This is a genomic window from [Enterobacter] lignolyticus SCF1, assembly GCF_000164865.1.
GTDB lineage: Bacteria > Pseudomonadota > Gammaproteobacteria > Enterobacterales > Enterobacteriaceae > Enterobacter_B > Enterobacter_B lignolyticus.
The window spans coordinates 137,194-160,086 of sequence record NC_014618.1 but is presented as its reverse complement, the minus strand read 5'-3'; the positions used below and the strand labels follow the sequence as shown (position 1 = coordinate 160,086).

Sequence of the window (22,893 nt, the reverse complement as noted above, 5' to 3'; positions counted from 1 at the left end):
CGCTCACGCGCCTCAGAACGTAGTCCAGCCCTCTTCCTGACGCTTAACCGGCGCTTTCGCCGCCGCGCCCGGCGTCGGCCGATGGAGCGCTGAACCTGGCGTCAGCAGCGTATCGTCGGACACCCGGAATACCGACACCGCTTCTTCCAGCTTCAGCGCCTGCTCTTCCAGGCTGTTGGCCGCCGCCGAAGATTCCTCCACCAGCGCCGCGTTTTGCTGCGTGGTGGTGTCCATTTCCGACATCGCCTGAGCAATCTGGGTAATGCCCCGGCTCTGTTCGTCGGTTGCGGAGGCGATTTCACTCATGATGTCGCGCACCTGGGCTACCGAGGTTTCAATATCCGCCATCGCGCTGCCCGCCTGTTCTACCAGCCGGAATCCGGTATCCACATAGCCGACCGACTCCTGAATCAGGCTCTCAATCTCTTTTGCCGACTGCGCGCTGCGGCTTGCCAGGTTGCGAACTTCGCCTGCCACCACGGCGAACCCTTTCCCCTGCTCACCCGCCCGGGCGGCCTCAACGGCGGCGTTGAGCGCCAGAATGTTGGTCTGAAAGGCAATACCGTTGATGACGGTCGTAATCTCCGAAATACGGTGTGCGCTTCCCTGTACGTTGCGCATCGTTTCAATCACCGACTGCGATACCTGACAGCCCTGCGCGGCCTTTTGCGCCGCCTGCTCGGACAGCCGACGCGCCTGACCGGCGTTTTCCGCGTTCAGCGCCACCGTTGACGTCAGCTCTTCCATGCTCGCCGCCGTTTCCACCACCGCTGCCGCCTGCTGTTCCGTTCGCGACGACAAATCAACGTTCCCGGCGGCAATCTCCGTCGAAGAGCGCGCCACGCTCGCGATGCCCTCGCGGACATCATGAATAATATTCTTCAGGTTGCGATTCATTAGCGACATGGCCTGCATCAGCTTGCCAATCTCATCCTGACGCTGGCTTTCCAGGGTTTGGGTCAGATCGCCCTGCGCAATATTTTCCGCCATCAGCAGCGTTGCGTTCAGCGGCCGGGTAATCGCCCGCGTAATGACACAGGCCAGCACAATGCCGATGATGATGCCGATCAGCGCAACCAGCTGCATCTGCCATTCCACCGAGACCACAATGCTTTCGACAGTCTGCTCCTGAAACTCATGCAGCGTGTTAATCGCCTGGGTCAGCTCATTGGCTCTTGCCAGCAGCGTTACCGAAGCGCCGTCCACCGCAAGCCAGGCGCTACGGTAGGGCTCAAGGGCGCTGATAAAACCGCTCAGCGCGACGATAACGCTATTCCCCGTCGCGCGCTCTTTATCCGACAGCGCCGGTAGCAGCAGTTTTGTTCGCGCCATCCCCTCTTCCAGCCTCGCTTTCGCTCCGGCCAACGCCTGCGGCGTGGGGGTCGTTTTAAAGTCCGTCAGCATGGAATCAATATCATTGAGAATAAATCCCAGCTGCGCCGCCTGCAGCTTTTGCTCAGCGGACAGCGCGCCGTTTTCACTTAAACCGTCAAAAACACGGGATTCGCCAATGAGGCGCTCCGAATTAAGCAGCTGGCTCTGCTGATACCGTTTGCCAACGGCATCGTTGAACGGCGCGCGGTCGCGGATATAGTTGCTTACCGCCTCTTCGGTATCGAGCAACAGCTGCTGGCCTTTTCCCGACCAGCTCATCGCTTTAAGCTCGTTAAGGATGACCATCATGCGATCGACCGCTTCGCCATTTTTCTGCAGATAACGAGCTTCGCTGGTGTACTGATAGTATGTTCGGTTTAAACGCGTATCGAAAAGCGCATTAATTAGCTGTACGCTTAATGCTCCTTTGGTGACCTTATCCTGAATATTCTTCAACCCCAGAATACTGGTTAACAGGATGACAATCATCAAAACAATAATGATGACGAATCCTAGAGTTAATTTTTTGCCTGTTTTTAAATTCAATAAAAATGATGATATTTTCATACAACCATCCCGTTATTTATGAGACGACAAATCTGTTTCCGCTGCAGATAAAAAAAGCCCTGGACACGTGAATATCCAGGGAAAAGCGCTTAGGGGGACATCACTCTCCCGCGCAATACGTTAGATGCTTATACACATTGTGGTAACTCATCACCCTTGCAATACACAGGCGTAATACTTTCATAGTTAACTCTGTAGCCACTACCTTTAATATTGGTAATGAAATCGATGGGTAAACCCAGCATTACCAGTTTTTTGGTCAGATTATTCACTACCTGCCACACGCGCTGTGAGGAACAGCTGAGGTTATTTTCTTCCCAAATTTTTTGCATCAACTCATCTTTGCTCACTGCACGTTTCCGTCCGTGCATCAGAAGATAGAGAAAAAGCTGTAGCATCGTTTTGTTAAACGCAATGGTGACGAACACGATGCTTTTATCGGCATGGCGAGATGGCAGGCGATAGACCCGTTGATTATGAATGTCGAAATGAATCTCTGTTCCAATCATAAATCCATACAGCTGATATTCCATTATTACTGCCCATGCTTTGTTAGTTTTCCATTGTCACCCGCACATTGTTGTAACAAATTCATTACTGTTTGTGAGGGATAATATAAAGCAACCAAAATCACATTCAATATATTCATCGCATAAGAATTCCCTCATCAAATGAAGCGTAAACAGCATCATCACCCAATTAAATAGCCAGCTTTCAGATGAAAATACCGCAAAAACGAAAAATCACGGCCCATGACACCAAAAAGTTACAATAGAGTGACAACTCAACATAAAACAACAAAATAAACAAAAAACACAGTCATATATTCTGCTCATGCGCGATATTTTCCCCGTATGGGGCATCTATACTCATGACAGAACGCTTATTTCACCGTAACCTTGGCTCGCAGCATTTCAACCGCCATTCAGCATAAAAGAGACGGCAAAAAAGGGGAGTGAAGTTAGGTGATCTCTTCTGATTCAGAACGCTGTAAACAGAACGAATAAGGCTCCAGACATCGCTCGGTACGGGAACACCATGAAAACCGCGTTTCTCATCAATGACACAATTTTGTTCGTCCCGGAGCAATACAGCCTGTATCGCCGCGAAGCTTACCCTGCGGGGCGCATCACGCTGCACGCCCCGGCCAGCGACTGCCTGCTGCTGCTGGTTCAGTATGCCCAGGAGCCGGTAACGCAAAAGATGTTATTTGAACAGGTATGGGAAAAGCGCGGCACCGTCGTGTCGACCAATACGCTTTATCAGAGCATTGCCTCGGTACGTAAAGGGCTTAAGGCCGCCGGGCTAAACGAAGAAGCGATTCTGACGCTGCCCAAGCAGGGATTCAAATGCGTGGCGAAGATAACGCCCGGCGAATTACAGGATTTTATTCTTACTTTTGCAGAAAATGCAGAACCCCTTGCCGAAACCGCGCATCGGCCCGCGAGGGTATTACACCGCCAGGCGCTAAGGCCGCTGCGCGGGCCGCGATTCCGTTCACGGCTCTATTTGCTGCTGGCCATCGTGCTGGTGCTTATTGTTGGGGAATACCATTGGCTGCGCGCATCGCCGTCCCCGGTTTATGCGGAGTACACTTACGCAGGTAAAGTGGAAAATTGCCAGGTTTATTCCTCCTGGTCCGGCACACAGTACAGCATCGCCGTTTTCAATGAGTTGCGCTTGCGCTCGCCAATAAGCTGCGCAACGGAATCCATCGCCTGGCTGACAATAGATCGTTTTCAGCAAGGCACTTCCATTTTGCTTTGTGATAAGGATATTGCGCAAAGTGACGCACAGTGCCGTTCGTGGCTGTACCGGGAGAAAGGCGATGAGAAATAAAAACGTGCGCCTTCTGCTCAACCTGCTGATTACGCTTGTCGTTATCTCTGTTGCACTGGCGGGCTACGTTAACTGGCAGAAAAACCATTTCTCCTGTGAAGCCCAGATAACGCTGGTGACCGATCGCGGCACCGAAGATCTGATTATGCATTTTCGCTTTTCCGGCGATACCGGCCAGTATGAGTCGAAAGGCAAATATATCACCGCCTCGGGGCGAGAAATTCCCACCAGCAATAAAATTGACTTCACTTTCTGGCGGGATGGCGATGCCCTGGTGATGATCTCAGATGAGACCAATGCCATTCCCAAAACCGCCGGTTCGGTATACCCCTACACCCCCGATTTCTTTTACTCCAGAGAACGAGGTCTGCGCTGGAAATTAACCATGGAAAATGCCGCCGGGTATCTGTTCAGCTACGACGGTACTCCGGCATTTTATTGCGCGATAACGCGGAAGTAGGTTTCAGGGAGGAGCCCTCTTCCCTGAGAACCGCTTTTGGGCGGAGCGCAGAACTACCGGATCACACAGTTCAATGCGGTAAGGTTCTTTCTAAAATATATCCCAGTGCGAGTTCAGCGTACTCGAGACAGGTGACAAAAATAAAGGAAAAGAAATCCTGATCCGCATTTCAGATAACATCTTTACAATAAATCCTTTTAATATTACAGAAAACGCATCCATAATAATGGTTACAAAACAGCACAAGTAACTTGCATATTTATATAGCAGTATATAAAAATCATATATATGGATGTCACGATGAATAAGCTACAGCTTAAACCCAGGGATTTAAAGATTATATCACTCATTTCCGCCACCAAAAGCATCAGCCAGACGGCGGTGATCCTCGGTATGGCGCAAGCAAACGTCAGCAAATATCTTTCTGATTTTGAATCTAAAATAGGTCTCAAGGTGTTTGAACGCACCACCCGCAGCCTGGCCCTGACGCCGTTCGGCGAATCGCTGATGCCCTACGTGGACGCGACCCTGAATGACGCCAGAAAATTAGTTAATTTCATTGCTGATTATAAGCAGGAAAAAAGTGGTCAGGTATCAATTTATGCTCCGGTAGGGATTATCTCCTATCTGTCGCGCAGCGTGATTCATCAGCTAACGGATATTGGTGATATCAGCATAAAGCTGAAGACCTGTAATCTCGATCGCGAGGCCTTTTATGAAGGTGTTGAATTCCCAGATGATTGCGACGTGCTTATTACCTATACCAAACCTAAAGATGAATCGCTAATTGCCAGCAGAATTACACAGTATTCGGTCACCGCGTTCGCCAGCCCGGAATATCTCAGTAAAAATCCTATTCATTCTCCCAGTGAACTGGAAAACCACTCCTGTATTCTGATTGATTCCATGATGATTGATGATTCAAATATCTGGAAGTTTAATACCCCCGGAAATAACGATGTCACAGACTATAAAGTCTCAGGAAAATACATTTGCGACAACACGCAAACGGCGCTGGAGCTGGCGCGTAACGGTCTGGGCATCGTCTTTGCCCCGGAGGAAAGCCTGCAGAAAGATATCGCGGAAAATAAGCTGGCGCTCTGCTTCCCGCATCAGGCCGAGTGGTGGCTGGATCTGGTGGCTATCTACCGCAAACGCGAATATCAGCCGTGGCGGGTACAGTACATTCTTGATGAAATTCTGAAAATCATTCACCAGCAGATAGAGCAGGCGGCCCACCGTCCGCCTGCTCCTGACTGCTAACGAAACAGCATCTCGTCTCGCAGCAGGTGGTCGTTCCCCCGGCGGCGGGTAAAACCGATTCGGTCGAAATATTCGAGAATCTGAATCGCCAGCTTGCGCCCGACGTCAAGCCTGTCGCGAAAGTCGGCGGCACAGGTCGAACCGCGCGCCTGATCCAGCTCGCGGATCAGCTGCGCAAAGGTCACAATCCGATCGTTGCGGTAATAACGATCCTTAACGATCGCCGTAATCAGCCCCTGCTGCGCGGCCTGCCGTAGCGTCGCGCGCATCACCGCTTCATCGGTCGCAGTCTCTTTCGCCAGGTCTCGCACCCACCAGGGCTCATCGGCAAACAGCGGCTGGGCTTTCTCCCAGACGGCCGACTGCTCTTCGGTAAACCCGGCTTTATGGTCGGGCAGATGCAGCCAGCCGTGATGACTGCCGATAACGCCGCTTTCGCGCAGTTGCTCAATCAGCGTCAGCACCAGCGCTTCATCTTCCATCGGCAGGGCGATACGCCGTAAACGCTCGCGTCCGGGACCAGGCTCATCGCGATGCTGATCGTGATATACCGCCAGCGCGTCCAGCAGCTTACGCTGCCAGCGGACCGCCAGCCCGGCGCTGAGCAAACAGCCTCCGGCGCGAATCACCGTGGGCGGGATCAGGCGTTCAAGCCCGGCATCGGTCAGCTGGCGCGCCCAGGCGAAAGCGGCCTGGCGCATCGCGTCACGCTGCAGGTGTACATTCAGCGCCGCCGCGTCCGAATCCGCTGCCGCCAGCGCCGCCAGCCACTGCAGGTATTCCGGTTTGCGCTTGCCGCGACGCGGCGGATCAAGCGTGACCACCCGGGCGCCGGCCAGGGTAGTACGCGCAGATATATCGCGCAGCACCAGGCGGTCGTTATCCGCCAGCCACAGCGGCGAATCCAGCACCAGCTCCGCCAGTTGGCCTTCCAGCAGCGATACCCGACCGGTGATATGGCTGGCGGCATGGTGGATATGCAGCGGCTGCCACTGGCTCAGGGCAGCGGCGGCGTTAAGCTCAACAATCACCCGCTCGCTGGGCCCGGCAGGCCGTTCCGCCAGCAGCCAGTCGCCGCGACTTACCCCCTCTTTTTCAGCATCTCCGGTAATATTCAGCGCAATACGCTGCCCGCCGCGCGCCTGCTCAACGGGCTGATTCTGCGCGTGCAGACCGCGCACGCGCATCGGTTTGTCGACGCCGGTCAGCCACAGGGTATCGCCCGCCCGCACCTCGCCCGACAGCGCCGTGCCGGTGACCACCAGCCCCGCCCCTTTGACGGTGAACGCACGGTCAATCGCCAGACGGAACCGCTGATGCTGCGGCCGTTCACGCTCCGACAGCTGCAGCAAATGCGCACGCAGCGCGTCGATCCCCTGCCCCTGCGTGGCCGCAGTGACAAACACCGTCGCCGCGCCAAAACCCAGCTCCCGTACCACGGCGTCGACCTGCTGGCGCACAATCTCCACCCGTTCGGGCTCTACGCGATCGGCCTTGGTCAGCGCAACGGTCAGGGTCGGTCTGCCGGTCAGCTGTAATATCGCCAGATGCTCGCGGGTTTGCGCCATCACGCCATCGTCGCAGGCGACCACCAGCAGAGCGTGGTCGATCCCACCCACCCCGGCGAGCATATTAGCGAGAAACTTTTCATGCCCGGGCACGTCGATAAACCCCAGCACGCGGCCGTCCGGCTGCGGCCAGTAGGCGTATCCCAGGTCGATAGTCATACCGCGGGACTTCTCCTCCGGCAGGCGATCGGCATTGACGCCGGTTATCGCCTGAAGCAGCGTTGTTTTACCGTGGTCCACATGTCCTGCGGTGGCAATAATCATTTCAGCACGTTCTCCAGAAAGCCGGATTCATCCTCAAGGCAGCGCAGATCCAACCATAGGCGACCGTCATAAATACGGCCAATGATCGGAACAGGCAGGCTGCGCCAGTGTTCCGCCAGCGCGTCAAGCTGGCCGCCTCGTCCGTCATTGGGCGTCAGCGTCAGCGCCAGCGACGGCAGCCTGTCGACGGGCAACGACCCGCTGCCGATCTGCGACAGGCAGGGCTCAAGCTGGACGCTAAAAGCGTCATACCGCCCGGCCAGCGCATGCCGGAGGCGTTCCCCCGGCGCCTGCATTGTCTGCGGCGTACGGGTCAGCAGCCGCAGCGTCGGCAGGCTTTGCGCAAGCTTCTCCGGATGCAGGTACAGCCGTAATGTGGCGTCCAGCGCCGCGAGGGTCATTTTGTCCGCCCGCAGCGCTCGCTTAAGCGGGTGCTGCTGCAGTTTCGCGATAAGCTGGCGTTTACCGACGATAATACCCGCCTGCGGGCCGCCCAGCAGCTTGTCGCCGGAAAAGCTCACCAGGCTCACGCCCGCGGCGATAAGCGCCTGCGGCATGGGTTCTTTCGGCAAACCGTACTGGCTTAAATCCACCAGCGAGCCGCTGCCCAAATCGGTCATCACCGGGATACCGCGCGCATTGCCGATATTCACCAGCTCCGTTTCATCTACCGCTTTGGTAAACCCTTCGATGCTGTAATTACTGGTATGCACCTTCATCAGCAGCGCGGTATTGTCATTTATCGCGTCAAGATAGTCCTGGGTATGCGTGCGGTTTGTGGTACCCACTTCACGCAGGAGACAGCCCGCCTGGCGCATCACGTCCGGAATCCGAAACGCGCCGCCGATCTCCACCAGCTCGCCGCGGGACACCACCACTTCCTGCCCCGCGGCCGTCGCCGCCAGCATCAGCAGGACCGCCGCCGCGTTGTTATTAACGATACAGGCATCTTCCGCGCCGGTCAGGCGGCAGAGCAGTTCCGCCACCGCGCGGTCGCGATGGCCGCGTCCGGCGTCGTCCAGGTCGTATTCGAGCGTCACCGGCGAACGCATGGCCTGTGCGACGGCCTCTACCGCCGCCTCGGCCTGCAGGGCGCGTCCCAGATTCGTGTGCAGCACCGTGCCGGTCAGGTTATACACCGGACAAAGCGGGCTTTTTTCCGCCAGCGACAGCGCGTCTGTCGCCGCCGCCGCCCAGTCTTCGCACCAGTCAGGCAGCGCGCCGCACTCGCGGATAGCCTCGCGCGCCTCATCAAGGAGCTTACGCAGCACGCCCACCAGCTGGCTGTGGCCAAAACGCGCAATAAGGGAAGAAAACGCCGGATCGCGCAAAAGGCGATCGGTCGCAGGAAGCTGGCTGTACAGCGGGTGATGATCGGTTGTCATGAGATGGCCTGTTGTTTGCCCCCTCCCGACGGGAGAGGGGTGTCGACATGCGGTGATTGTACTGCGACTTTGCTCAGGCGGACATTGATCGCATTACGCCTTTGGCGGTTCTGTGCGGGCAAAGCTGTCGCGCTGGAATAAGGTATCGACGAGCTTCACCAGATGCGGGCGAGCGGCGCACCAGCCCGGGGAGACGTGGCGGAAGTTAAGATAGCCGATGGCGCACGCCACGGCGATGGTCGCCAGGTTCGTCTCGTCGGCCTTCAGCGTCCCGTCAGCGGCATACCCCTCCAGCGCATCCAGGCTGCGGGTGATTTTCTCGCGCTGGCGCAGCAGCTCTGTTTCTGACTGCTGCGCCGCTGGCCGCGCCAGTTCGCGGACAATCGTCAGCCCCGCGTCCATAATGCCGTCAGCGAGGGATTCCAACTGGCGGATATGCAGGGCGGCTTTCGGCTCGCGCGGCACCATCGCCGGCGTGATATTCAGCAGCTCAATGTACTGGGCGATAATCGGCGAGTCGAACCAGCACTCGCCGTCATCGGTCACCAGCGCCGGGACCTTCCCCAGAGGGTTATAGCGGGCAACGCCGTTCTCAGCGTTGTAGGGCAGTTCGTTGATAAATTCGAAGGGGATACCCTTCTCAAGCAGGAGTACGGAAATCTTACGAACAAAAGGGCTGGTGTAGCTGCCGATCAGTTTCATTATCTGGTCCTTTTCGCCAACAAAACGCTAAGTATGATGCAACACGGCGAAGTTCGCAGGTCCCTTCGCCGTGGGCGTCTATTTAGTGGTCAAGGTAGAGATAATGCATCCAGCTCGTCATTCGCAACAGCACTTTGCGCATAACCGATAAATGATGGAAATGTTCGGAATAGACCGCGACCTGCGCGTAGATGCCGTCCGGCAACGCGTCCACGTCCACATTGGGGTCCAAATCAATCACCGCCAGCACGCCGTCGGTACCCGGCGTCACCGTCAGCGACTGCAGCGTCCCCTGCGCCTGGTACGAGCCGCCTGGCACCACCGGCAGTATCTTATCCAGTTTGCCGGTAAACACCTGGCCTGGCAGCGCGTTAAACACCGCTTCAGCCTCGTCGCCCGGCTTCAGGCGCAGCAGCGAATTTTGCCGGAACTGAGCGATAATCTGCCTTTTCTGCTCAGGAATAAACACCATCACCGGGCGCAGCGGCAGCGCGGCGGCGTAGGTGCCGGGGCGAATCAGCACCTGAGTGACGTAACCATCGCTCGGCGCGCGAATCGTTGTCTGATCGAGGTTATACTGCGCTTCCCGAAGCTGGGCGCGCAGGCTGACGATTTGCGACTGCTCCCCGTTCTGCATACTTTCCAGTTGGCTCTTAATTTGCGCCTGGTTTGCCAGCGACGCTTTCACCATCGCATCCTGCGCCAGAAAGTTCTGACGGGCGTTATCGATATCGCTTTGTGAGAACGGGTTCACCTTCGCCCGGCTGCCCTGCAGGTAGCGCTGATAGTCCTTAAACAGACGATCGCGCTCGGCGGAAACCCGCTCGGTATCGGCAATCGCTTCGGCCAGCTGTCCCTTCATGGCTTCGATGTTATGGATAGCGGTCACCAGATCCGCCTGCAGCCTGTCCACTCGCGACTGGTAACGCGCCGGATCGATTTTAAATAACACTTCGCCCTTGCGAATCATCGTATTTTGTTTATCGGTAACTTCACTGACGACTCCGGTAACCTGCGGCGTGATGGGAATAGAAATCACCGCCTTCTGGGCGAGGAACGTGTAAGGGTGGTTGTAGTTCATAAACAGAATCAGGGCGCCGACCAGAAATACGCCGCCCAACGCCGCGGTGGGCACCGTCCATTTATTAACGGGAATTTTGAAGATCTTAAATATTGACCACGCCAGCGCGACATAGGTCAGAATAATGAGCAGATCCATAGTGGTGTACTCACAAGAAAAGGTTATGAATTAAGTTTTTGCTCAAGCGCTTCGATGCGCTGTCTCAGCTCTGCCAGCGTTTCATCCTGTGGCGCTTGAGGTTCTTGCGACTGCTCTGATTGTGGTGAGTGCTGCATTCCCCAGCCCCGTTCCGGGCGGTAAAGCGTGGCCCAAATCCAGAGAAATGGCCAAATGACATGCAGCGTAAATAAGCTCACCCATCCTGCAACGTGGATTGCGTCGGCATGGGGGTGGTTGCGAGATTTAGCAATAAGATAGGGAATATCATGGAGAATAATAATCCCATAAAATATCACCAGAAAAACAAATATAAGAACACCCAGCGCAAAGTAATTAAGAAACATAGCTGCCTCTTCTACGCTATAAGTTCAGGAAAGTGCCGTGAACACGCCTTTGAGCCCGGTTCAGAGTAAGCATAAGCCAGCGGACGTTTTCTCGCCATTTACCCCGCAAGGTCTTTTTCAGTGAAATGTAGCGAACTTTCAACGCTTATCCGGTGCGGCGAACAATCTTGAGCCCGATCACAGTCGGCGAGGCGCAGCGAAAAATAGTATGTGATGTTAATCACACACCAAGAAAAAAAGCACACCACAAAAACATGATCAATGTCACATCAAAAATCAATTTAGGGTGTTTTTTGCACAAGTGTATTTTTTCTACACGGCCATTTTGTGATGAAGATCACTACAAATTAGACGGCCACCCCCACAATAGCGTGATGACAATCACACAAAAGAGCACTAACTGGACAGTTGAACGATTCAGTGCCAGATTTCGCATCATCAACAAGGTCCGGCTACCTCTGCCGCTATATTAACAACAAACCTCGGGCTTCTGGCCTGCGCGACAGCAAACATAAGAAGGGGTGTTTTTATGTCATCCGATATCAAGATCAAAGTGCAGAGCTTTGGTCGATTCCTCAGCAATATGGTGATGCCAAATATCGGCGCGTTCATCGCGTGGGGTATTATCACCGCCTTATTCATTCCGACAGGGTGGTTGCCAAACGAAACGCTGGCGAAACTGGTCGGCCCGATGATCACCTATCTGCTGCCGCTGCTTATCGGTTTCACCGGTGGTCGTCTGGTTGGCGGCGATCGCGGCGGCGTCGTGGGCGCCATTACCACCATGGGCGTCATCGTCGGTGCCGATATGCCGATGTTCCTGGGCGCCATGATCGCAGGTCCGCTGGGCGGCTGGGCGATCAAACATTTCGATGCCTGGGTTGACGGTAAGATCAGATCCGGCTTTGAAATGCTGGTGAACAACTTCTCCGCCGGTATCATCGGTATGATCCTGGCGATTCTGGCGTTCCTCGGTATTGGTCCGTCAGTTGAAGTTCTGTCCAAAATTCTGGCGGCAGGCGTTAACTTCATGGTGGCGCATGACATGCTGCCGCTGGCGTCTATCTTTGTTGAACCGGCGAAAATCCTGTTCCTCAACAACGCCATCAACCACGGTATCTTCTCGCCGCTGGGCATTCAGCAGTCCCATGAGATGGGCAAATCCATCTTCTTCCTGATTGAAGCCAACCCGGGTCCGGGTATGGGCGTCCTGCTGGCCTACATGTTCTTTGGCCGCGGTAGCGCCAAACAGTCTGCAGGCGGTGCGGCAATCATCCACTTCCTGGGCGGTATCCACGAGATTTACTTCCCGTACGTGCTGATGAACCCGCGTCTGATCCTGGCCGTTATCCTCGGCGGTATGACCGGCGTATTCACCCTGACGATTCTCAACGGCGGTCTGGTTTCTCCGGCTTCTCCGGGTTCTATCCTGGCAGTGCTGGCAATGACGCCGAAAGGCGCCTACTTCGCGAACGTAACGGCGATTTTCGCTGCGATGGCGGTCTCCTTCATCGTCTCCTCTATCCTGCTGAAAACCAGCAAAGTGAAAGAAGACGACGACATTGAAACGGCAACCCGTCGTATGCACGACATGAAGGCCGAATCCAAAGGCGCAGCAAGCGCGCTGAGCGCAGGCGATGTGACCAACGATCTGAGCCACGTGCGTAAAATCATCGTCGCTTGCGATGCCGGTATGGGCTCCAGCGCCATGGGCGCAGGCGTGCTGCGTAAGAAAGTCCAGGATGCGGGCCTGAGCCACATCTCGGTTACCAACAGCGCGATCAACAGCCTGCCGCCGGACGTTGACCTGGTCATTACGCACCGCGACCTGACCGAACGCGCTATGCGCCAGGTTCCGCAGGCGCAGCATATTTCGCTGACCAACTTCCTCGACAGCGGCCTGTACACCAGCCTGACCGAGCGTCTGGTCGCGGCACAGCGCCATGTCGATAACGAAGAAAAGGTGCGCGATAGCCTGAAAGACAGCTTCGACGCCGATAACAGCCATCTGTTCAAGCTGGGCGCGGAAAACATCTTCCTCGGCCGTCATGCCGCCACCAAAGAAGAGGCTATCCGCTTCGCGGGCGAGCAGCTGGTCAAAGGCGGCTACGTTGAGCCGGAATATGTCGACGCCATGCTGGAACGCGAAAAGCTGACCCCGACCTACCTGGGCGAGTCCATCGCGGTACCGCACGGCACCGTCGAAGCGAAGGATCGCGTGCTGAAAACCGGCGTCGTGTTCTGCCAGTATCCGAACGGCGTGCGCTTCGGCGAAGAGGAAGACGACATCGCCCGCCTGGTGATTGGTATTGCCGCACGCAATAACGAGCACATCCAGGTGATCACCAGCCTGACCAACGCGCTGGATGACGAATCCGTCATTGAGCGTCTGGCGACCACTACCAGCGTTGATGAAGTGCTGGCGCTGATTGCAGGCACCAAATAACGCAGCACCCTCCCTCTCCTGCAAAGGAGAGGGTTTGGGTGAGGGAAAAGCCTCACCCCAGCCCTCTCGGGTAAAAACATTAATGAAGGTTAATACTATGAAAGCATTACATTTTGGCGCAGGTAACATCGGTCGTGGCTTCATCGGCAAACTGCTGGCCGACGCGGGGATCGCACTGACGTTCGCCGATGTGAATCAGGTGGTGCTCGATGCCCTGAATGCCCGTCATAGCTATCAGGTGCACGTGGTAGGTGAAAACGAGCAGGTGGAAACCGTTTCCGGCGTCAACGCCGTGAGCAGCATCGGCGACGATGTGGTTGACCTGATTGCCCAGGTGGACCTGGTGACCACCGCCGTCGGCCCGGTGGTGCTCGAGCGCATTGCCCCGGCTATCGCCAAAGGCCTGGTAAAACGCAAAGCTTCCGGCCTGAGCACCCCGCTGAACATTATCGCCTGCGAAAATATGGTGCGCGGCACCACCCAGCTGAAAGGCCACGTGATGAACGCGCTGGCGGACGAAGACAAAGCCTGGGTTGAGCAGCACGTCGGCTTTGTCGATTCCGCGGTCGACCGCATCGTTCCGCCGTCCGAGTCCGCCACCAACGACCCGCTGGAGGTAACGGTAGAAACCTTTAGCGAGTGGATCGTGGATAAAACCCAGTTTAAGGGCGTTCTGCCGACCATTCCGGGAATGGAATTAACTGATAACCTGATGGCATTTGTCGAACGTAAGCTCTTCACGCTGAACACCGGGCATGCTATAACCGCGTACCTCGGAAAATTAGCCGGCCATCAGACTATCCGTGACGCGATTCTCGACGAGAAAATTCGCGCAGTGGTAAAAGGGGCGATGGAGGAAAGCGGCGCGGTGCTTATCAAGCGTTATGGCTTTGATGCGCAGAAACATGCCGCCTACATCCAGAAAATCCTTGGTCGTTTTGAGAACCCGTATCTGAAAGACGATGTTGAGCGCGTAGGCCGCCAGCCGCTGCGTAAATTAAGCGCGGGCGATCGCCTGATTAAGCCGCTGCTCGGCACGCTGGAGTACGGCCTGCCGCACGCCAGCCTGGTAAAAGGGATTGCCGCCGCGATGCACTACCGCAGCGAGCAGGATCCGCAGGCGCTGGAGCTGGCGCAGCTGATTAACGAGAAAGGCCCACAGGCCGCGCTGGCACAGGTTTCCGGACTCGATGCCAACGGCGAGGTGGTCGCAGAAGCGGTTGCGGCCTACAACACACACGCATGATGCAGGACCCGGTGCTGCTCGTGCAGCAGCACCTGAACAACAGATTGTCAGATATGCAGGCAATAATGGAAGAAACACAGGCCTTTGAAAACCGTGTGCTTGAGCGTCTGAATGCTGGCAAAACCGTACGAAGCTTTCTTATCGCCGCCGTCGAGCTCCTTACCGAGGCGGTGAATATGATGGTGCTTCAGGTCTTCCGCAAAGACGACTATGCGGTGAAATACGCCGTGGAACCGTTGCTGGACGGCGACGGACCGCTGGGCGATCTTTCCGTGCGGCTGAAGCTTATCTACGGCCTCGGCGTTATCAGCCGCGCCGAATATGAAGATGCGGAACTGCTGATGGCGCTGCGCGAAGAGCTGAACCATGACGGCAACGAGTATGCGTTCACGGACGATGAAATTCTCGGCCCGCTGGGAGAACTGCACTGCGTCGTGGCTCTGCCGCCGATGCCCGCCTTCGACACCAGCGACATCGAACTGTACGCCATGCAGCAGCAGCGCTACCAGCAGGTTGTTCGCTCGACGATGGTGTTATCCCTGACCGAGCTGATTTCCCGAATCAGCTTGAAAAAAGCCTTTCAGAAATAACCGCCTGGTTTTCTTCCTGTTTTCACGCCGGTTTGTACAGCGCGCGATAGTAATCCAGCCGCTCCAGAAACAGCGCCGCTTTCTCGTCGGGAATTTCCGCAGGAATACGATTGGAGCGCGGCGATTTTTTCAGGTACTCCATAAATGCCTGACTCGACGCCATAAAATCCACCGCTTTGTCGATGATGCGTGGAACGTTCTCGCCCATTTTTGCCATAACGTTGCCTCCGTCCAGATAGTTGCGTTAAGTCTGGTCAAACCTACCGAGAACGGTTGGGGAAAATGTGCCTTTTTCGCCGACAACTTTGTAAAAACGAGACAGAAAAGACATTTTCAATAATTATCAGCACATTCAATAAATTATAAAAACATCCTGCGAATAAAAACACGGTGAAAGCCATCGGATCCTGATAATTAACTATCAGTAATCACGCTCAGCGCGCATACTGTACGCTATCGATACTCTTTTACTATTAAAAGCCATTGACCATGAAAGAAGTTGAAAAGAACGAAATTAAACGTCTGAGCGACCGTCTCGACGCCATCCGCCACCAGCAGGCGGAACTGTCTCTGGTTGAATCCGCAGAGAAATACGCCGAGCTCGAGAAAGAAAAAGCCACCCTTGAAGAAGAGATTGGCCGACTGCGCGGCGTACAGAGCCAGAAGCTGAGCAAAGAAGCGCAAAAGCTGATGAGCATGCCGTTTAAACGCGCCATCACTAAAAAAGAGCAGGCCGATATGGGCAAGCTGAAAAAAAGCGTGCGCGGGCTGGTCGTCGTTCACCCGATGACCGCGCTGGGCCGCGAAATGGAGCTCAAAGAGATGACGGGATTTGCAAAAAGCGAATTCTGACCCCAGCTTTACCCTGACCCTCTCCCGCCCGGGAGGGGGCATTTACTCCCGTTACGCCAATTGGCCCTACCAATTCCCTGCCGTTGTGTCCCGTAGTTCACAGATATAAAAATCACCGCAACATATGCATTGCTTGACGGCAACATATGATTAACCATTCATTGTCATTACCCCTACAACACAATATTGGCAGGACCACTTTTACATAACGTGTGATGCAAAACCGGGCGCAGACCCGTCGCGCTACCGCTATGTGGTCCTCAGGAGACCTGCATGAATCTCTGGCAACAAAACTACGACCCGGCGGGAAATATCTGGCTGTCCAGCCTGATTGCGGCGCTGCCGATCCTGTTCTTCTTCTTCGCCCTGATTAAGCTGAAGCTGAAAGGCTATCTGGCCGCCAGCTATACCGTCGCGATTGCGCTGCTGGTCGCGCTGCTTTTCTATAAGATGCCGGTCGATCGCGCGCTGGCCTCCGTCGTGTACGGCTTTTTCTACGGACTGTGGCCGATCGCCTGGATTATTATCGCCGCCGTCTTCGTCTATAAAATCTCGGTGAAGACCGGGCAGTTCGACATCATTCGCTCGTCGATTCTCTCCATCACGCCGGACCAGCGCCTGCAGATGCTGATTGTGGGCTTCTCTTTTGGCGCCTTTCTGGAAGGCGCGGCAGGCTTCGGCGCGCCGGTCGCCATCACCGCCGCCCTGCTGGTCGGTCTCGGCTTTAACCCGCTGTACGCGGCGGGCCTGTGCCTTATCGTCAACACCGCGCCGGTCGCCTTTGGCGCGATGGGCATTCCTATTCTCGTGGCGGGCCAGGTGACCGGTCTGAACAGCTTTGAAATCGGCCAGATGGTCGGCCGCCAGCTGCCGTTCCTGACCATTATCGTGCTGTTCTGGATCATGGCGATTATGGACGGCTGGCGCGGCGTGAAGGAGACCTGGCCCGCGGTCATGGTCGCCGGCGGCTCCTTTGCGATAGCCCAGTACCTGAGCTCTAACTTTATCGGCCCGGAGCTGCCGGATATCATCTCCTCGCTGGTCTCGCTGGTGTGTCTGACGCTGTTCCTCAAACGCTGGCAGCCGGTTCGTATCTTCCGCTTTGCCGATATGGGCGCCTCGCAGGTCGATCAGACGCTGGCGCGCACAGGCTATACCGCAGGTCAGGTCATCCGCGCGTGGTCGCCGTTCCTGTTCCTCACCGCCACCGTCACGCTGTGGAGCATTCCGCCGTTTAAAGCGCTGTTCGCGCCGGGCGGCGCGCTGTACGACATGGTGATTAACATCTCGGTGCCGTTCCTCGACAAAATGGTCGCCCGTATGCCGCCGGTGGTGCACGCCGCCACGCCGTACGCGGCGGTGTATAAGCTCGACTGGTTTTCCGCCACCGGCACGGCCATTCTGTTCGCCGCGATCCTGTCGGTAGTCTGGCTGCGCATGAAGCCGAAAGAGGCCGTCATCACCTTTGGCCATACGCTGAAGGACCTGGCGCTGCCCATCTACTCCATCGGCATGGTGCTGGCGTTCGCCTTTATTTCTAACTATTCCGGTCTGTCGTCAACCCTCGCGCTGGCGCTGGCGCACACCGGCCACGCATTCACGTTCTTCTCGCCGTTCCTTGGCTGGCTCGGCGTATTCCTGACCGGCTCCGATACCTCGTCAAACGCCCTGTTCGCCGCGCTGCAGGCCACCGCCGCCCAGCAGATTGGCGTCTCGGACGTGCTGATGGTGGCGGCAAACACCACCGGCGGCGTAACCGGCAAAATGATCTCCCCGCAGTCCATCGCCATCGCCTGCGCGGCGGTTGGACTGGTGGGTAAAGAGTCGGATCTGTTCCGCTTTACCGTCAAACACAGCCTGATTTTCACCTGCATGGTGGGCGCTATCACCACGCTTCAGGCCTATGTCTTAACCTGGATGATCCCATGATAGTGATGCCCCGGCGTCTGGCGGACGATGTTGCAGATCGTGTGCGGGCGCTGATTGAAGAACAACAGCTGGAGGCGGGTATGCGTTTACCCGCCGAACGCCAGCTGGCCGCTCTGCTCGGCGTTTCCCGCAACTCGCTGCGGGAGGCGCTGGCGAAGCTGGTGAGCGAAGGACTGCTGGTGAGCCGCCGCGGCGGCGGCACCTTCGTGCGCTGGCAGCACGAGCCGTGGTCGGAACAAAATATCGTGCAGCCGTTAAAAAGCCTGCTCGCCGACGACCCGGACTACAGCTTCGATATTCTGGAAGCCCGCCACGCCATCGAGGCCAGTACCGCCTGGCACGCCGCACTGCGCGCCACCGAAGCGGATAAAGAGAAAATCCGCCTGTGCTTTGAAGCCACCCAAAGCGAAGACCCGGATCTCGCCTCCCAGGCCGACGTTCGCTTCCACCTCGCGATTGCCGAAGCGTCGCACAACGTGGTGCTGCTGCAGACCATGCGCGGCTTTTTCGACCTGCTGCAGTCCTCTGTAAAGCAGAGCCGCCAGCGGATGTACCTCGTGCCGCCGGTTTTTGAAAAACTGACCGAGCAGCATCAGGCCATTCTCAACGCCATTCAGTCCGGCGATGCCGAAGGCGCCCGTCAGGCGATGATGGCGCACCTTGGCTTCGTCCACACCACCATTAAACATTTTGATGAAGAGCGAGCCCGCCAGGCGCGTATCACCCGCCTGCCCGGCGACCTCAGCGACTTTTCCAGGGAGACCAAAGCATGATTATTTCAGCAGCAAGCGACTATCGGGCGGCGGCGCAGCGTATTCTGCCGCCGTTCCTGTTTCATTACATCGACGGCGGCGCCTATGCAGAGCACACCCTGCGCCGCAACGTTGAGGACCTGTCGCAGGTTGCGCTGCGCCAGCGGGTGCTGAAAAACATGGCCAACCTGAGCCTGGAAACCACGCTGTTTAACGAGCAACTCTCCATGCCGGTGGCGCTGGCACCCGTCGGGCTCTGCGGCATGTACGCCCGTCGCGGCGAGGTGCAGGCCGCTGGCGCCGCCGATGAAAAAGGCATCCCTTTCACCCTCTCGACGGTGTCGGTCTGCCCGATTGAAGAGGTCGCGCCCACCCTCAGGCGCCCGATGTGGTTCCAGCTCTACGTGCTGCGCGATCGCGGCTTTATGCGCAACGCGCTGGAGCGCGCCAAAGCGGCGGGCTGCTCCACGCTGGTATTCACCGTTGATATGCCAACGCCCGGCGCCCGCTACCGCGACGCACACTCCGGGATGAGCGGCCCGAACGCGGCGATGCGCCGCTACTGGCAGGCCGTCACCCACCCGCAGTGGGCATGGGACGTCGGCCTGAACGGTCGTCCGCACGACCTGGGGAACATTTCAACCTATCTGGGCAAACCGACCGGCCTTGAAGATTACATCGGCTGGCTGGCGAACAACTTCGATCCGTCGATATCATGGAAGGACCTGGAGTGGATCCGCGAGTTCTGGGACGGCCCGATGGTGATCAAAGGGCTCCTCGACCCGGAGGACGCCCGGGATGCGGTGCGCTTTGGCGCGGACGGCATCGTCGTGTCCAACCACGGCGGCCGCCAGCTTGACGGTGTGCTCTCATCCGCCCGCGCGCTCCCGGCCATAGCCGATGCGGTGAAAGGCGATATCGCCATCCTCGCCGACAGCGGCATTCGCAACGGTCTCGACGTCGTGCGGATGATTGCCCTTGGCGCCGACAGCGTGCTGCTCGGCCGCGCGTACCTGTACGCCCTCGCCACCCATGGCCGCCAGGGCGTGGCCAACCTGCTCAATCTGATTGAAAAAGAGATGAAAGTGGCGATGACGCTGACCGGCGCGAAGTCTATCGGGGAAATCAGCCAGGATTCGCTGGTGCAGGAGTTAAACCGACTCGCAGCGCGGTAATCGGCAAATTCTGCTATCCTGCCCCCGCAATTAAGGGGGCAGCATGCTTAACATCGTTTTATTCGAACCAGAGATCCCACCCAACACCGGCAACATTATCCGCCTGTGCGCCAACACCGGGTTTCGTCTGCACATCATCGAGCCGATGGGCTTTACGTGGGACGATAAGCGCCTGCGCCGCGCCGGGCTGGACTATCACGAATTTACGGCCGTGGTGCGCCATCACGACTATGCGGCTTTTGCCGACGCGGAAAAGCCGCAGCGTCTGTTTGCCCTGACCACCAAAGGCACGCCCGCCCACAGCGCCGTGAGCTATCGGGACGGGGACTATCTGATGTTTGGTCCGGAAACACGCGGCCTGCCGGCGAGCATTCTTGACGCCCTGCCCGCTGAGCAAAAAATTCGTATTCCGATGATGCCGGACAGCCGCAGTATGAACCTGTCTAACGCGGTATCGGTAGTGGTCTATGAGGCGTGGCGCCAGCTGGGCTATGCAGGCGCCGTGTTGAGAAGCTAAATACCGTCGCCGTACTCAAAGGTATGGTGAATACCGTTAAAGTGCTGATCCATATCCATGGCCGGCTTATCGCTGTCAGGCTTGCCGACGATACGCGCCGGAACGCCTGCGGCAGTGGTATGCGGCGGAACGGGCTGTAGCACCACGGAACCGGCGCCGATCTTCGCGCCGCGGCCGACTTCGATATTGCCGAGGATTTTCGCGCCCGCGCCAATCATCACCCCTTCACGAATTTTCGGGTGGCGATCGCCGCTGGTTTTGCCGGTACCGCCGAGCGTCACCGACTGCAGAATCGACACATCGTTCTCAATCACCGCCGTTTCCCCCACCACAATGCCGGTGGCGTGGTCGAGCATGATGCCGCGGCCAATTTTCGCCGCCGGATGAATGTCGACCTGGAAGGTCACCGAGACCTGATTTTGCAGGAAAATCGCCAGCGCGCGGCGCCCCTGATTCCACAGCCAGTGCCCGATGCGGTAGGCCTGCAGCGCATGAAAACCTTTCAGGTAGAGCAGCGGCGTGGAGTATTTATCCACCGCCGGGTCGCGGGTGCGCACGGCCTGAATATCGCAGGCGGCGGAGGCGATCATCTCCGGATCGGCGGCGTAGGCCTCTTCTACCACTTCACGAATGGCGATCGCCGGCATGATCGAGGAGGCCAGCTTATTGGCCAGCATATAGCTCAACGCGCTGCCGAGGTTTTCGTGCTTGAGGAGCGTCGCGTGGTAGAAACTGGCGAGCATCGGCTCGCAATCGGCAAGCTGACGGGCTTCGGCTTTGATGTTGTTCCAGACAATTTCCAGTTCTTCACACGGCATGGCTTGCTCCAGACAATATGTTACAACCGGCCAGTTCTGCGCTGGCCGGGTTGTTCAGGTGACAAACTAATGGTGGCTACGCTCGTCCTTGCGAGCACGACCCAGTAAGGTCAATGCTGCCTCGCGCGCGTTTTTTCCGCAATACAATACCTGATAAATTTCCTCGGTTATTGGCATTTCCACCCCGAAACGGTGGGCCAATGCGCGAACTTCCTTGGTATTGCGGTAGCCTTCCACCACCTGGCCAATCTTATCCTGCGCGCCCTGCACGTCCATGCCCTGACCGAGCATCATGCCAAAGCGGCGGTTACGCGACTGGTTGTCGGTACAGGTGAGCACCAGGTCGCCCAGCCCGGCCATCCCCATAAAGGTGGCCGGATCGGCGCCCAGCGCCGCGCCAAGACGGGACATTTCCGCCAGGCCGCGGGTAATCAACGCCGTACGGGCGTTGGCGCCAAAACCGATGCCGTCGGACATCCCGGCGCCAATCGCAATCACGTTTTTCACCGCGCCGCCCAGCTGGACGCCGATGAAATCCGGGTTGCTGTAGACGCGAAAGCTCTTGCCGCAGTGCAGCAGCTTTTGCAGGTCGTCGGCGAACTGCGGATCGGTCGACGCCAGCGAAATCGCCGTCGGCAAGCCTGCCGCCAGCTCTTTTGCGAACGTCGGTCCGGAAATAACGGCAAGCGGAATGGTATCTCCGAGCGCCTCACGCGCCACGTCCTGCAGCAAACGTCCGGTCTCCGCTTCCAGACCTTTGGTCGCCCATACCAGCCGGGCGTCAGCACGCATCAGCGGTTTAATCTGGCGCAGCACGTCGCCGAAGACATGGCTTGGCACCACCACGAGGATATCGCGGCTGGCGGCCAGGGCGACGGCAAGGTCGCTTTCCAGGTGCAGCGTATCGGGAAAGGGAACGTCAGGAAGGAAAGCCGCGTTGCAGCGGTCATGCTGCAGCGTCGAGATATGGCGAGGATCGTGGCCCCAGAGCACGACATCGTGCCCGTTTCTTGCCAGGGTGATGGCAAGAGCGGTGCCGTAAGAGCCGGCACCGATCACAGTCATTGCAGCGTTACGTGCGTTCATCAGGCATCCTGATGTTGTTCAGCACCTTCGCCAGCCTGCTGCTGCAGATAGTTCATAAACAGCGCATCAAAGTTCACCGGCGCAAGGTTCAGTTGCGGGAAGGTGCCGCGGGAAACCAGGCTGGTGATGCACTCACGGGCATACGGGAACAGAATGTTCGGGCAGTATGCGCCCAGGCAATGCGCCATCTGGTTACCGTCGATGCCTTCGATGGAGAAAATGCCGCCCTGCTGCACTTCGCACAGGAACGCGGTTTCTTCGCCCAGGGAGGCGGTAACGGTAACGCGCAGCACCACTTCATAAACGCCATCAGCCAGCTGGCTGGAAGCGGTATCAAGATCAAGTTTAACTTCTGGCTGCCAATCTTTCTGGAAAACGTGCGGCGCATTCGGCGCTTCGAAAGACACATCCTTGGTGTAGATACGCTGAATCTGGAAAGTCATTTCAGTGTTGTTTTGTTCTGACATTTTTTTATC

At 57.0% G+C, this 22,893-nt stretch carries 22 protein-coding genes; 11 read left to right on the top strand and 11 right to left on the bottom strand.

Annotated features, from left to right (window positions below):
• Nucleotides 1-12: 12 nt before the first annotated feature.
• Both ENTCL_RS24015 and ENTCL_RS00775 read right to left on the bottom strand, forming a co-directional pair.
• On the bottom strand, nt 13-1,941 hold the full coding sequence (locus ENTCL_RS24015; RefSeq protein ID WP_013364212.1) for a methyl-accepting chemotaxis protein: 1,929 nt from the start codon (nt 1,939-1,941) through the stop codon (nt 13-15).
• A 128-nt stretch (nt 1,942-2,069) separates the two neighbouring features.
• Complete coding sequence (locus ENTCL_RS00775) at nt 2,070-2,474, bottom strand: winged helix-turn-helix domain-containing protein (RefSeq protein ID WP_013364211.1); 405 nt, start codon at nt 2,472-2,474, stop codon at nt 2,070-2,072.
• 505 nt (nt 2,475-2,979) lie between these two features.
• Here ENTCL_RS00775 and ENTCL_RS22365 point away from each other — a divergent pair.
• The 3 genes from ENTCL_RS22365 to ENTCL_RS00760 all read left to right on the top strand — a co-directional run bounded on the left by ENTCL_RS22365 (nt 2,980) and on the right by ENTCL_RS00760 (nt 5,503).
• Nucleotides 2,980-3,780: a winged helix-turn-helix domain-containing protein gene (locus ENTCL_RS22365; protein WP_013364210.1), complete on the top strand. Its 801-nt coding sequence runs from the start codon at nt 2,980-2,982 to the stop codon at nt 3,778-3,780.
• Nucleotides 3,770-4,240 (top strand): hypothetical protein, encoded by a 471-nt coding sequence (locus tag ENTCL_RS00765; RefSeq protein ID WP_013364209.1) that lies wholly within the window; start codon nt 3,770-3,772, stop codon nt 4,238-4,240. Before ENTCL_RS22365 ends, ENTCL_RS00765 begins: the two co-directional genes overlap by 11 nt.
• Before the next feature lie 300 nt (nt 4,241-4,540).
• Entirely contained in the window at nt 4,541-5,503 is a 963-nt protein-coding gene (locus tag ENTCL_RS00760) for a LysR family transcriptional regulator (protein ID WP_013364208.1), read from the top strand.
• Here ENTCL_RS00760 and selB read toward each other — a convergent pair.
• From selB to ENTCL_RS00735, 5 genes are all read right to left on the bottom strand, one after another.
• Nucleotides 5,500-7,335 (bottom strand): selenocysteine-specific translation elongation factor, encoded by a 1,836-nt coding sequence (selB, locus tag ENTCL_RS00755; protein ID WP_013364207.1) that lies wholly within the window; start codon nt 7,333-7,335, stop codon nt 5,500-5,502. The two genes, ENTCL_RS00760 and selB, sit on opposite strands and share 4 nt — an antisense overlap.
• Nucleotides 7,332-8,720, bottom strand: a complete 1,389-nt coding sequence (gene selA / locus ENTCL_RS00750) for an L-seryl-tRNA(Sec) selenium transferase (RefSeq protein ID WP_013364206.1) — start codon at nt 8,718-8,720, stop codon at nt 7,332-7,334. The genes selB and selA overlap by 4 nt, the downstream gene beginning before the upstream one ends.
• Before the next feature lie 93 nt (nt 8,721-8,813).
• Nucleotides 8,814-9,422, bottom strand: a complete 609-nt coding sequence (locus ENTCL_RS00745; protein WP_013364205.1) for a glutathione S-transferase — start codon at nt 9,420-9,422, stop codon at nt 8,814-8,816.
• A gap of 82 nt (nt 9,423-9,504) precedes the next feature.
• Nucleotides 9,505-10,641: an HlyD family secretion protein gene (locus tag ENTCL_RS00740; protein WP_013364204.1), complete on the bottom strand. Its 1,137-nt coding sequence runs from the start codon at nt 10,639-10,641 to the stop codon at nt 9,505-9,507.
• Nucleotides 10,642-10,664: 23 nt separating this feature from the next.
• Nucleotides 10,665-11,006 (bottom strand): DUF3302 domain-containing protein, encoded by a 342-nt coding sequence (locus ENTCL_RS00735; protein WP_013364203.1) that lies wholly within the window; start codon nt 11,004-11,006, stop codon nt 10,665-10,667.
• Between the two features lie 529 nt (nt 11,007-11,535).
• Between ENTCL_RS00735 and ENTCL_RS00730 the strand changes: the two genes are divergently transcribed.
• The 3 genes from ENTCL_RS00730 to mtlR all read left to right on the top strand — a co-directional run bounded on the left by ENTCL_RS00730 (nt 11,536) and on the right by mtlR (nt 15,288).
• Nucleotides 11,536-13,452, top strand: a complete 1,917-nt coding sequence (locus ENTCL_RS00730) for a PTS mannitol transporter subunit IICBA (RefSeq protein ID WP_013364202.1) — start codon at nt 11,536-11,538, stop codon at nt 13,450-13,452.
• Nucleotides 13,453-13,549: 97 nt separating this feature from the next.
• On the top strand, nt 13,550-14,698 hold the full coding sequence (gene mtlD, locus ENTCL_RS00725) for a mannitol-1-phosphate 5-dehydrogenase (RefSeq protein ID WP_013364201.1): 1,149 nt from the start codon (nt 13,550-13,552) through the stop codon (nt 14,696-14,698).
• Nucleotides 14,698-15,288: a mannitol operon repressor MtlR gene (gene mtlR, locus ENTCL_RS00720; RefSeq protein ID WP_125452146.1), complete on the top strand. Its 591-nt coding sequence runs from the start codon at nt 14,698-14,700 to the stop codon at nt 15,286-15,288. Before mtlD ends, mtlR begins: the two co-directional genes overlap by 1 nt.
• Nucleotides 15,289-15,310: 22 nt before the next feature.
• Here the strand turns inward: mtlR and ENTCL_RS00715 are convergent, their stop codons facing one another.
• On the bottom strand, nt 15,311-15,505 hold the full coding sequence (locus ENTCL_RS00715; protein WP_013364199.1) for a hypothetical protein: 195 nt from the start codon (nt 15,503-15,505) through the stop codon (nt 15,311-15,313).
• Nucleotides 15,506-15,777: 272 nt separating this feature from the next.
• On the opposite strand from ENTCL_RS00715, the gene ENTCL_RS00710 reads away from it, so the two are divergent.
• The 5 genes from ENTCL_RS00710 to trmL all read left to right on the top strand — a co-directional run bounded on the left by ENTCL_RS00710 (nt 15,778) and on the right by trmL (nt 20,513).
• Nucleotides 15,778-16,140, top strand: a complete 363-nt coding sequence (locus ENTCL_RS00710; protein WP_013364198.1) for a YibL family ribosome-associated protein — start codon at nt 15,778-15,780, stop codon at nt 16,138-16,140.
• A 273-nt stretch (nt 16,141-16,413) separates the two neighbouring features.
• A complete protein-coding gene (lldP, locus tag ENTCL_RS00705) occupies nt 16,414-18,069 on the top strand; it encodes an L-lactate permease (protein ID WP_013364197.1) in 1,656 nt (551 codons plus the stop codon).
• Complete coding sequence (gene lldR / locus ENTCL_RS00700; RefSeq protein WP_013364196.1) at nt 18,066-18,842, top strand: transcriptional regulator LldR; 777 nt, start codon at nt 18,066-18,068, stop codon at nt 18,840-18,842. The genes lldP and lldR overlap by 4 nt, the downstream gene beginning before the upstream one ends.
• On the top strand, nt 18,839-19,996 hold the full coding sequence (lldD, locus tag ENTCL_RS00695; RefSeq protein WP_013364195.1) for an FMN-dependent L-lactate dehydrogenase LldD: 1,158 nt from the start codon (nt 18,839-18,841) through the stop codon (nt 19,994-19,996). Before lldR ends, lldD begins: the two co-directional genes overlap by 4 nt.
• 43 nt (nt 19,997-20,039) lie before the next feature.
• Nucleotides 20,040-20,513: a tRNA (uridine(34)/cytosine(34)/5-carboxymethylaminomethyluridine(34)-2'-O)-methyltransferase TrmL gene (gene trmL, locus ENTCL_RS00690; protein ID WP_013364194.1), complete on the top strand. Its 474-nt coding sequence runs from the start codon at nt 20,040-20,042 to the stop codon at nt 20,511-20,513.
• On the opposite strand, the gene cysE is transcribed toward trmL, so the two are convergent.
• The 3 genes from cysE to secB form a co-directional block, all read right to left on the bottom strand.
• Nucleotides 20,510-21,331 carry a serine O-acetyltransferase gene (gene cysE, locus ENTCL_RS00685; RefSeq protein ID WP_013364193.1) on the bottom strand — a complete coding sequence of 274 codons (822 nt, stop codon included), beginning with the start codon at nt 21,329-21,331 and terminating at the stop codon, nt 20,510-20,512. The genes trmL and cysE overlap by 4 nt on opposite strands.
• Before the next feature lie 66 nt (nt 21,332-21,397).
• Nucleotides 21,398-22,417, bottom strand: a complete 1,020-nt coding sequence (gpsA, locus tag ENTCL_RS00680; RefSeq protein ID WP_013364192.1) for an NAD(P)H-dependent glycerol-3-phosphate dehydrogenase — start codon at nt 22,415-22,417, stop codon at nt 21,398-21,400.
• On the bottom strand, nt 22,417-22,884 hold the full coding sequence (secB, locus tag ENTCL_RS00675; protein ID WP_013364191.1) for a protein-export chaperone SecB: 468 nt from the start codon (nt 22,882-22,884) through the stop codon (nt 22,417-22,419). The genes gpsA and secB overlap by 1 nt, the downstream gene beginning before the upstream one ends.
• Nucleotides 22,885-22,893: the final 9 nt, after the last annotated feature.